The 9,911-nt window shown below is 71.1% G+C and carries 8 protein-coding genes; 4 read left to right on the top strand and 4 right to left on the bottom strand.

Annotated features, from left to right (window positions below; translation table 11 throughout):
* From KS423_RS28345 to KS423_RS28330, 4 genes are all read left to right on the top strand, one after another.
* Positions 1 to 1,106: deoxyribodipyrimidine photo-lyase (locus KS423_RS28345; protein ID WP_224282615.1), on the top strand; the 1,106-nt coding region annotated here is incomplete at its 5' end.
* Positions 1,107 to 1,229: 123 nt separating this feature from the next.
* A complete protein-coding gene (locus KS423_RS28340; protein ID WP_224282614.1) occupies positions 1,230 to 2,720 on the top strand; it encodes a Dyp-type peroxidase in 1,491 nt (496 codons plus the stop codon).
* Between the two features lie 19 nt (positions 2,721 to 2,739).
* The gene (locus KS423_RS28335; RefSeq protein WP_224282613.1) at positions 2,740 to 4,851 is read left to right on the top strand and encodes an FAD-dependent oxidoreductase; all 2,112 of its coding nucleotides are present in this window, start codon (positions 2,740 to 2,742) and stop codon (positions 4,849 to 4,851) included.
* Positions 4,848 to 6,680, top strand: a complete 1,833-nt coding sequence (locus KS423_RS28330) for an alpha-keto acid decarboxylase family protein (protein ID WP_224282612.1) — start codon at positions 4,848 to 4,850, stop codon at positions 6,678 to 6,680. Before KS423_RS28335 ends, KS423_RS28330 begins: the two co-directional genes overlap by 4 nt.
* Positions 6,681 to 6,809: 129 nt before the next feature.
* Here the strand turns inward: KS423_RS28330 and KS423_RS28325 are convergent, their stop codons facing one another.
* The 4 genes from KS423_RS28325 to KS423_RS28310 all read right to left on the bottom strand — a co-directional run.
* Positions 6,810 to 7,307 carry a universal stress protein gene (locus KS423_RS28325; protein ID WP_224282611.1) on the bottom strand — a complete coding sequence of 166 codons (498 nt, stop codon included), beginning with the start codon at positions 7,305 to 7,307 and terminating at the stop codon, positions 6,810 to 6,812.
* A gap of 46 nt (positions 7,308 to 7,353) precedes the next feature.
* Positions 7,354 to 8,370, bottom strand: coding sequence for an alcohol dehydrogenase AdhP (gene adhP, locus KS423_RS28320; RefSeq protein WP_224282610.1), 1,017 nt, complete (start codon positions 8,368 to 8,370; stop codon positions 7,354 to 7,356).
* A gap of 177 nt (positions 8,371 to 8,547) precedes the next feature.
* Complete coding sequence (locus KS423_RS28315) at positions 8,548 to 9,372, bottom strand: GntR family transcriptional regulator (RefSeq protein WP_224282609.1); 825 nt, start codon at positions 9,370 to 9,372, stop codon at positions 8,548 to 8,550.
* Between the two features lie 121 nt (positions 9,373 to 9,493).
* On the bottom strand, positions 9,494 to 9,911 hold a 418-nt coding region (locus KS423_RS28310), incomplete at its 5' end, for a sulfite exporter TauE/SafE family protein (protein WP_224282608.1).

Raw genomic sequence — 9,911 nt, 5'->3', positions numbered from 1 at the left:
GCGAGCCCGCCGAGCAGACGGCCCGGGTCGCCGCCCAGGCCGGTGCCGCCACCGTGCACGTCGCCGCGGGCGTCAGCGCCTTCGCGCACCGGCGGGAGGCGCGGCTGCGCAAGCACTTCGGCGACCGCCTGCACGTCCACGACGCCTCGCTGACCGTGGTCCCGGCGGGCCGGATCACCCCGGCCGGCCGGGACCACTACGCGGTCTTCACCCCGTACCACCGCGCCTGGCAGCTGACGCCCCGCCGCACGGTGCTGGGCGCACCCCGGGCGATCGACACGCCGAGCGGCCTCGGCAGCGACAACCTGCTCCACACGGGGCCGCTCTCCCCGGCCCTGCCGCCCGGGGGCGAGACCGCCGCGCGCGAACGGTGGCGGCGCTGGGACGTCGACGCGTACGCGCAGGTGCACGACGACCTCGCCGCCGACGCCACCTCCCGGCTCTCCCCGTACCTGCACTTCGGCTGCCTGTCCCCCACCGAACTCGTCGAGCGCGCCCTGCGGCACGGCGGCGAGGGGGCTCAGGCCTTCGTCCGGCAGCTCGCCTGGCGCGACTTCCACCACCAGGTCCTCGCCGCCCGCCCGGACGCCGCGCACCGCGACTACCGGGCCAGGGACGACCACTGGCACCGGGACGAGCGCGAGGCCGAGGCCTGGCGGCAGGGCCGTACCGGCTACCCGATCGTCGACGCCGGGATGCGCCAGCTCGCCGAGGAGGGCTGGATGCACAACCGGGCCCGTCTGCTGACGGCGGGCTTCCTCGCGAAGAACCTGTACCTGGACTGGCGGATCGGCGCCGCCCACTTCCTGTCGCTGCTGGTCGACGGGGACCTGGCCAACAACCAGCTCAACTGGCAGTGGGTCGCGGGCACCGGCACCGACACCCGCCCCAAGCGGGTGCTCAACCCGCTGCGCCAGGCCGACCGGTACGACCCGGACGGGGCGTACGTGCGCCGCTGGGTGCCCGAACTCGCCCACCTGCCCGGGCCCGCCGTGCACCGCCCCTGGCAGCTCGCCCCCGGCTACCCGGCCCCGATCATCGCCCCGGACGCCCTCACGGACCGGTTCCGCCGTGGCCGCGGCAATCCCGTCGACTCCGTGCGGTGACACTACGTGAGCCCGTCGGGCGGCTGACGTCCGGTTGACAGCGCTCTCGACGATGAAGCTACGTTGAGTGTCGAATCCGTCGCATCCTGTGATGGCCCCTGCCTGCAACCGAGGAGCCCGAGCGTGACCACGACCCCCACCCGTCCCACCGCCGTACCGTCCATCGAGCAGCTGCCCCAGCCGAAGCTGCGTACGAACACCGACATCCAGGGCAACATCCTGGCGGCGTTCAACAAGGACTTCACGGACTTCCGCTACCTGCACTTCCCGGACGCCGCCAAGGGCCGCGGCTGGCTCTCCGCGATCCTCAACACCGTCGCGACGACCAGCGAGACCGAGGACTTCAACGAGCAGTTCTCGCTGGCCCGCCGGGCCTTCGGCCGCGACCCCGCCATCACGGCCGTCCGCTGCGGGGTCTCGCTCACCTTCGAGGGCCTGGTGACGGTCGCCAACAAGCCCGATCAGGTCAAGAAGGACCTCAGCACCTTCAAGTCGTTCTGCGCGGGCGCGGTCGCACGGGCCAAGGACCTCGGGGACACCGGCGAGAGCGACCCCAAGCAGTGGCTGTTCGGCGCCGGGACCGGCGACAAGGTCGTGCACGCGGTCCTCATCGTCGCCGCGGACACCGAGGAACTGCTGAAGGAGAAGCTGAAGAACCTCGACGCGGTCGAGAACACGCACCAGATCACACGCGTCCACGTGGACCAGGGCCGCACCCTGTCGGGCGCACTGAAGGGACACGAGCACTTCGGCTACAAGGACGGCATCTCCCAGCCCGGAGTGAAGGACTTCCACCGGGAGAACCCGGACAACAAGGGTTTCCGCGACAACCACGCCGGAACCGAGCTGATCGAACCCGGCGAGTTCGTCTTCGGCCACAAGAGCGAGAAGGGCGACCGGAAGGCGCCCGAGTGGATGAAGAACGGTTCGCTCCAGGTGGTGCGCCGACTGCACCAGGACGTCGCGGGCTGGAACAAGGCCGTGGTGGACGGCGTCAAGGAGTTCACCGGGACCATGGACGCCACCCGGCTCGGCGCCTGCCTGGTCGGCCGCGCGAAGGACGGCACACCGCTCGCCCCGCCGGTCGGCGCCGTGACCGGTCTCGGCTCCGACCGCAACGACTTCGACTACGTGAACGACCCCACCGGCCAACACACCCCCTGGGTCGCGCACATCCGCCGCACCCACCCGCGCGCCTTCGCCGGCATCGTCGACGACAAGCCGAAGAGCCACCGCCTGATGCGCCGCGGCATCCCGTACGGCCCCGAGTTCAAGGGCGGCCCGGACGACGGCAAGGACCGCGGGCTGATGTTCGTCTGTTACGGCACCTCGCTGGAGCAACAGTTCGAACTGGTCCAGCAGCACTGGTCCAACTCCGACACGTTCCCCCCGGGCAAGAGCGAGCCCGGCCAGGTCGTCGCCAACGGCTTCGACAAGGTCATCGGCCTCGCCGGCAAGGCCGCGATCGAGCTCGCGGACGGAACCCACGGCACGGTCGACATGAAGCGCTTCGTCCGCACCACGGGCGCCCTCTACGCCTTCACCCCCTCGATCACCACGCTGCGTCTCCTCGCCGAGGGCAAGGACCTCCCCAACAAGTCCATCGGCTCCTGAGCGGCGAGGAGAAGAAGCCATGAGCGAGAACCCCCTCATCGAAGGCACCGCCGGTGACCGCGCCCGCTGGCAGACCTGTCGGCAACTCGCGCGCGAGTTGCTGCTGGTCGGTCCGGACGACAAGGACCTGAAGCTGCGCTACCTCGACGTCCTGATCAAGGACGGCATCCCGGAGACGAACGAGCCCAAGGACGTGCTGATCGTCGGCGCTGGCATCGCGGGCCTGGTCGCCGGGAAGCTGCTCAAGGACGCCGGACACAACGTCACCATCCTGGAGGCCAACGCCAGCCGGGTGGGCGGACGGATCAAGACCTTCCGTTCCACCGACGACGAGGTCGACGGACCGTTCTACGACCCGGAGCAGTACGCGGAAGCCGGGGCCATGCGGCTGCCCAGCTTCCACCCGCTCACCCTCGCGCTGGTCGACAGCCTCGGCCTGCGCCGGCAGCTGTTCTTCAACGTCGACGTCGATCCGGACACCGGCAACCAGAACGCGCCCGTCCCACCGGTGGTCTACGAGTCCTTCGAACCCGGCAAGGTCTGGAAGTACGGCGCAGACAGCCCGGAGTTCCGCGAACCGGTCAAGCGCTTCAACTCCTGGATCCGCGCCAACCGGATCCAGGCCCGCCGCGAGGAGTACGCCGCCGACCCGAGCTGCGTCAACGAGGGCTTCCACCTCACCGGCGACGAGGTGCGGGTCACTGCCGCCGACCTGGTCAACCGGGCCCTGGAGCCGATCCGCGACTACTACTCGGTGATCAGGGACGGCAAGCGGGTGAACAAGCCGTTCGCCGAGTGGCTGGACGGCTGGACCCGGGTGATCCGCGAGTTCGACGGCTACTCGATGGGCCGCTTCCTGCGCGAGTACGCGGGCTTCAGCGACGAGGCCATCGAGGCGATCGGCACGATCGAGAACATGACCTCGCGGCTGCACCTGGCCTTCTTCCACACCTTCCTGGGCCGCAGCGACATCAACCCGAACGCCACCTACTGGGAGATCGCGGGCGGCAGTTGGAAGCTGCCCGACGCGCTCGCCAAGGAGCTCCGGGAGGAGCTGCGGATGGGTGAGCGGATGATCCGCATGGAGTACTGGGACCCGCGCCGGGACGGCGGGGGAGGCCGCAACGTCGGCCCGAACGGGCCGCAGGTCGCTGTTCTGACCGTCCCCGAGGACGACCCGGAGGCCGAACCCGAAGTCTGGAAGGGCGACTTCGCGATCGTCACGGTCCCCTTCTCCGCCCTGCGGTTCGTCCAGGTGACGCCCCCGTTCTCGTACAAGAAGCGCCGGGCGATCATCGAGACCCACTACGACCAGGCCACCAAGGTGCTGCTGGAGTTCTCCCGCCGCTGGTGGGAGTTCACCGAGGCGGACTGGAAGGTGGAACTCGACTCCATCGCACCCGGCCTGTACGAGTACTACCAGCGGGCCGGCGAGGAGGACGCCGAGGCGGCCGTGGCCGCCGCCCACAACGGCCACCGGCCGCCGCGCAACCTGCCGGAGGTGCTGCTCGGCGCGCACCCGAGCGTGGACGAGCGACGGATCAGCCAGGCCCAGCGGGAGGTCTACCAGCACACCGCGCTGCTGCGGGCGAGCGTGCGCCCCGCCACCAACTGCTTCGGCGGCGGTTCGACCACCGACAACCCGAACCGCTTCATGTACTACCCCTCGCACCCGGTGCCGGACAGCGACGGCGGCGGCGTGGTGCTGGCCAGCTACAGCTGGTCGGACGACGCGGTGCGCTGGGACTCCATGGAGGACTACGAGCGCTACGTCTACGCGCTGCGCAACCTCCAGTCGGTGCACGGCCGGCGGATCGAGGTGTTCTACACCGGCTACGGAAAGACCCAGAGCTGGCTGCGCGACCCGTACGCGTTCGGCGAGGCGGCGGTGTACACCCCGCACCAGATGACCAGCTTCCACCTCGACGTGGTCAAGCCGGAGGGCCCGGTGTACTTCGCCGGCGAGCACGTCTCGCTCAAGCACGCCTGGATCGAGGGCGCGGTGGAGACCGCCGTCCGGGCGGCCATCGCCGTCCACGAGGCGCCCCCGCCGCCGCCTCCGGCTCAACCGGAGATCCGGCCCGAGGTGCAGGCCCGCCGGGAAAGCCGGAAGGAGGCGCTGAGCCGATGAGCCGCAACGACGAGTGGACGGTGGCCCGCTACCTGGCCACCAGGCTTGAGCAGTTGGGGATCCGGCACCTGTTCGGGGTGCCGGGGGACTTCCTCGGCCCGTTCCTGACGATCATGCAGGCCACGACCACGGTGCGCTGGATCGGCACCCCGACCGAGATGGGCGGCGGCTACGCCGCGGACGCCTACGCCCGGGTGCGGGCCGCCGACGCCGACCCGGACAAGCTCGAACAGGGCGTCGGAGCCGTTGCGGTGACGTACGGGGTGGGCGCGTTCAGCCTGCTCAACACCATCGGCGGCGCGTACGTCGAGGACGTACCGCTGATCGCGATCAACGCGGCGCCGTCCTACGAGCAATGGCTCAACTACCAGGCGGTCGGCCTGCTCACCTCGCACATGAGCCCGCGCCGGGAGAGCAACCTGGACGTCTACCGGCAGGTCACGGTGGACGCACAGGTGCTCTCCAACCCGGGGCTCGCGCCCTCGCAGATCGACAGCGCGATCACCGCGTGCCTGACCGAGCGCAAGCCGGTTTACCTGGAGGTCATGGAGGACCTCTGGCACGCGCCCTGCGAGCCTCCGAAGGGTGAACTCCGCGCTCACGAGCGGCCGTTCACCAAACGGAACAAGGACATGCTGGAGAAGGCCGTCACGGCAGCGGTGGAGCTGATCAGGAAATTCGGCACACCGATCGTCTGGGCCGGCGAGGAACTGGTCCGCCTGCGGTTGGAGAACGAGCTGCTGGAGTTCGTGCAGTCCACCCGGATGCAGTTCTGCACCACGGTCGGCGCGAAGTCCGTGGTGTCCGAACGGCACCCGCTGTTCGCCGGCGTCTACAACGGCAAGGCGAGCCTGCCGGAGATCCGGAAGGCCTTCAAGAACGCGGGGTGCCGGATCGGCCTGGGAACCTGGTCCACGTCCAAGAACCTCGGCGGCGAGCAGTCCATCGGCGACGACTGGATCGTGGCGGCACGCGAAGGAGTCAGCGTCGGCGCCACGTACTTCCCCGAAGTGCAACTCGGCCGGTTCATCACCGCGTTGAACAAAGCCCTGGCGGGACAGACCTTCCCGGCCGACCACTTCGCGCTGGCGCACGCGGCGGGCCTGGACGTCCCGGCCAGCACGGCCGCCTTCCTGGACTCGCTGAGCACCGACCAGTACCCGCCGGAGCTGACCTACGACAGCTTCTTCCAGCACATCAACCACTTCCTGGAGCACCAGGCCACCGGCGGGGACCCACAGGCCGCCTCGCCGTTCACGGTGGTCTCGGACGCGGCGTTCGCGCTGCTCGGCTCGATGAACCTGCGAATCACCGAGCGGGCCGGCTTCCTGGCACAGAACAGCTGGCTGTCCATCGGCTACTCCGTCGGCGCGGCCACCGGCGTGGCGCTGGGCCGACAGCAGCCGATGAAACGCCCGCTGGTGTTCGTCGGGGACGGCTCGTTCCAGGAGATCTGCCAGGAGCTGTCCACCCAGGTACGTCACCACCTGCGGCCGGTGGTCTTCGTCCTGGACAACGAGGGCTTCTACGGCATCGAGCAGATGCTGGTCAGCCCCTGCTACTACAAGGAGAAGCCGTCCGACGGGGCCGACTTCTACAACGTGCTGCACCCGTGGCGCTACGAGAAGCTGGCCGAGGTCTTCGGCACGGACAAGGACCGGATGCACGGGTACGAGCTCACCACCCACGCCGAGCTCGACTCACTCCTGCTGGACATCGCCGATGCCGGCAACGACATCAACCACGCGCCGATCCTGGCCCGCGTCCGGCTCAGCCGGCACGACTACCCGAGGGCGCTCCAGTACAAGATCGACGAGAACTGCACGTAGCCGCCCCGAGTCCACCGGCCCCCGTCCCCGACGAGGGCCGGTGCGTGCCCGGTACCGGCGGCCGTACCTCGGGCCGAGCCGCATCGACGACTGCGTGACCGGCCCAGCAGAAGGCCGGCCGGGGCCGGGTCACCGGCCGGCGGCCGGCCCGTCGGCGTGCTCGGCGTGCTCGGCGTGCTCGGCGTGCTCGTGCCCGGTGTCCCGGACGACGACGACCGGGCAGGAGGCGTGCTGGACGCAGTGCTGGCTGACCGAGCCGAGCAGCGCCCCGGCGAAGCCCCCGTGGCCGCGGTTTCCGAGGACCAGTAGTTCGGCACCATCGGCGACCTTCAACAGGACCTGGGCGGCGTTGCCGTACTCCACCCGCTCGCGCACCTCGGCCGGGCACTGCGGGCCCGTCTCCTGCGCGACGGCCTCGGCGAGCGCCTTGCCGGCGTACCCGGCGACCTCCACGTCGACCACGGCCACGCCCCAGTCGTAGATGGCCGGGTACTCCCAGGTGATCACCGCCTCGACCGTGGCGCCGACCAGGGCGGCCTGCCGTACCGCCCACCGCAGGGCGGCGCGTGAGGACGCCGATCCGTCGACGCCCACCACGATCCGCCGCTCTGCCGCCGTCTCGTTCATGTCGTTGCCTTCCTCTTCCCTCGGATCGTGGATCGCGGGCCGGGCCTCAGCCGCGCAGGTCGAAGACCAGGCGGGCGGAGACCTTGCCGCTCAGGACCTCGTCGAAGCAGGCGTTCACGTCCTCCAGGCGGCGGGTCTCGCGGATGACCCGGGTGCGGCCGAGGGCGTGCAGGCGGAAGACCTCGGCGAGGTCCTCGCGGGTGCCGACGATCGAGCCGATCACCTTGGTGCCGTTCAGCACCGTCTCGAAGACGGGCAGTTCGAGCTTGCCGCCGGCCGGGAGGGCGACCAGGACGAGGGTGCCACCGCGTCGCAGCGCACCGTAGGCGGCCTGGAAGGAGGTGTTGCTGACGGCGAGGGCGATCGCGGCGTGGGCGCCGCCGAGGGCCTGGACCTCGGTGGCGACGTCCTGGGTGCGGGCGTCGATCACGTGGTCGGCGCCGAGGTCGCGGGCGAGGGCGAGTTTGTCGTCGGTGACGTCGACGGCGATGGTCTCGGCGCCGCAGATCCGGGCGTACTGGAGGGCGAGGTGGCCCAGGCCGCCGATGCCGGAGATCAGGACCCGGGTGCCGGGGCGGGCGCCGGAGACCTTGAGGGCCTTGTAGGTGGTGACGCCCGCGCAGGACAGCGGTGCGGCGTCCATCGGGTCGATGCCGTCGGGGACGGGGACGACGTAGTCGCCGTGCGCGAGCGCGTACTGGGCGTAGGCGCCGTCCACCGAGTAGCCGCTGTTGTGCTGCCGGAGGCAGAGCGTCTCCCAGCCCGAGACGCACTGGTCGCAGCGTCCGCAGGCGTCCGCGAGCCAGGGGATGGCGACCCGCTCGCCCACCCGGACGTGCCGGACCAGGTCACCGGCCGCCTCGACGATGCCGACGCCCTCGTGCCCGGGGACGAACGGCGGGCTGGGCTGGACCGGCCAGTCGCCGTGGGCCGCGTGGATGTCGGTGTGGCAGAGGCCGGAGGCCTCGATCCGGACCCGGACCTGGTGCGGCCCCGGCTCCGGTAGCGGGCGGTCCTCGATGACCAGCGGTGCGGTGAAGTCGTGGACGACGGCGGCCTTCATGATGGTCCTGCCCTTCTGGCGGTGGCGGAGGGGCGGTCCCGGTGTCCGCCGGTACCGCGTTGCCTTCATCCCACCGCCTCGGCCCGGCGTCCGCTGGGGCCGGGAGGTACCCCCGTTCAAGGCCGAAGGTCCCCGCTTGCCCGGCCGATGCGGACGGCTCCGAGGTGCGTGTTCCCGTCAGGGCGTCTGGACCGAGGCGCCCAGCCGGTAGTCGTGTGCGGAGAACGCGGCTGCGACGGCGAAGCGGTCCGCGCGGACGAGCGTCTGGCGCCATTCGATCAGGCGCCCGCCGGTGTCGTGGCCGAGCCGGTCGATCGCGAGCAGCGCGGTGGTCTCGGGGCAGTCGAGCAGGATGCGCTCCCCCCGGCCGGGGACGACGGCGCGGATGCGTTCCCAGCCGCCGCAGATGCGGCTGCCGCAGTGGCGTTCGAGTTCGTCGTAGAGCGAGGTGTGGGTGAAGTCGACGTCCAGCAGCGGGTGGGCCACGTCTGCGGGCAGCCAGATCCGGTCGACGGCGAGTGGTTCCTCGTCGGCCAGGCGGATGCGTTCGAGGTAGACGAGCGGTGTGGACTCCTCCAGTCCCAGTCGGGCGGCGATGACGCCGTCGGCACGCCGGTCGAGCGCGCGCACGATGCTGCGCTGGACGGCGCCGACCTCCTCGACGGCGCGGAACAGGCTGTACGCCTCGCCGACGTCCTGCTCCAGCGGGCGGCTCGCGGTGAACCTGGAGGCCTTGCCGCGCTGTGCGGTGACGAGGCCTTCTTCACGGAGCGTCCGGAGGGCCTCGCGGACCGTGTGCCGGCTGACCTGGTATTCGGCGACGAGGTCGTGCTCGCCGGGGAAGACGTCGCGGAACTCGCCCTCGTCGAGCCGGCGCAGCAGGTCGGCGCGCAGCTGTGCCCAGAGCGGATTGCCCGCGGATCGGGTGAGGGGCCTGGGGCCGGGCTCGGAGGTCACGGCGCCGTCCTGGGGGTCAGGGGTCGGATGGGTGGTGCGGGACACGGAGTGAATGGTCGTACCTTCGGGGGGATGGCACAAAATCGGCGCCCGCCGGTCGAGGCGGGCGCCGACGGGTGGCGACCGCTGCCCGAGGGGGTGTCCCGGGCAGCGGTTGCGGGAGCCGTCAGGCGATGACGCCGATCAGCATGAAGGCGGCCACCGTGAGCAGGACGACGGCGAAGGCCCGCTGCAGGGCGGTGCCGGTGAGCTTGGCCGCCAGTCGCCTGCCGTCCCACGCGCCGAGGACGGCGGCGCCCACGAACGGCCCGAAGATCGCCGGGTCGAGGGATATGCCCGTGACCGTCAGGCGGGTGGCGAGGGAGACGACGGAGTTGACGAGGATGACCACCAGGCTGGTGCCGACGGCCTTGCGCATCGGCAGCCGGAGCACGGACACCAGCGCGGGCACCGCGAGGAAGCCGCCGCCGACTCCCAGCAGCCCGGTCACCGCCCCCAGGCCGGCTCCGGCCGCGACCGTGCCCAGGGGCCCGTTCCTGCCGGCCGGCTGCACGGGCGGACCGACGGCGGCGCCGCCGTCCCCG

The sequence above is a fragment of the Streptomyces sp. LS1784 genome (assembly GCF_020103755.1).
Classification (GTDB): Bacteria; Actinomycetota; Actinomycetes; order Streptomycetales; family Streptomycetaceae; genus Kitasatospora.
Note: the sequence above shows the minus strand (reverse complement) of the source record. Positions and strands in the feature narration are given on the sequence as shown.

Bases quoted from the DNA above. Each gene is read 5' to 3' on its own strand.
- KS423_RS28335 (WP_224282613.1), top strand. From the start codon at position 2,740: ATGAGCGAGAACCCCCTCATCGAAGGCACCGCCGGTGACCGCGCCCGC.
- KS423_RS28330 (WP_224282612.1), top strand. From the start codon at position 4,848: ATGAGCCGCAACGACGAGTGGACGGTGGCCCGCTACCTGGCCACCAGG.
- KS423_RS28325 (WP_224282611.1), bottom strand. From the start codon at position 7,307: ATGAACGAGACGGCGGCAGAGCGGCGGATCGTGGTGGGCGTCGACGGA.
- adhP (WP_224282610.1), bottom strand. From the start codon at position 8,370: ATGAAGGCCGCCGTCGTCCACGACTTCACCGCACCGCTGGTCATCGAG.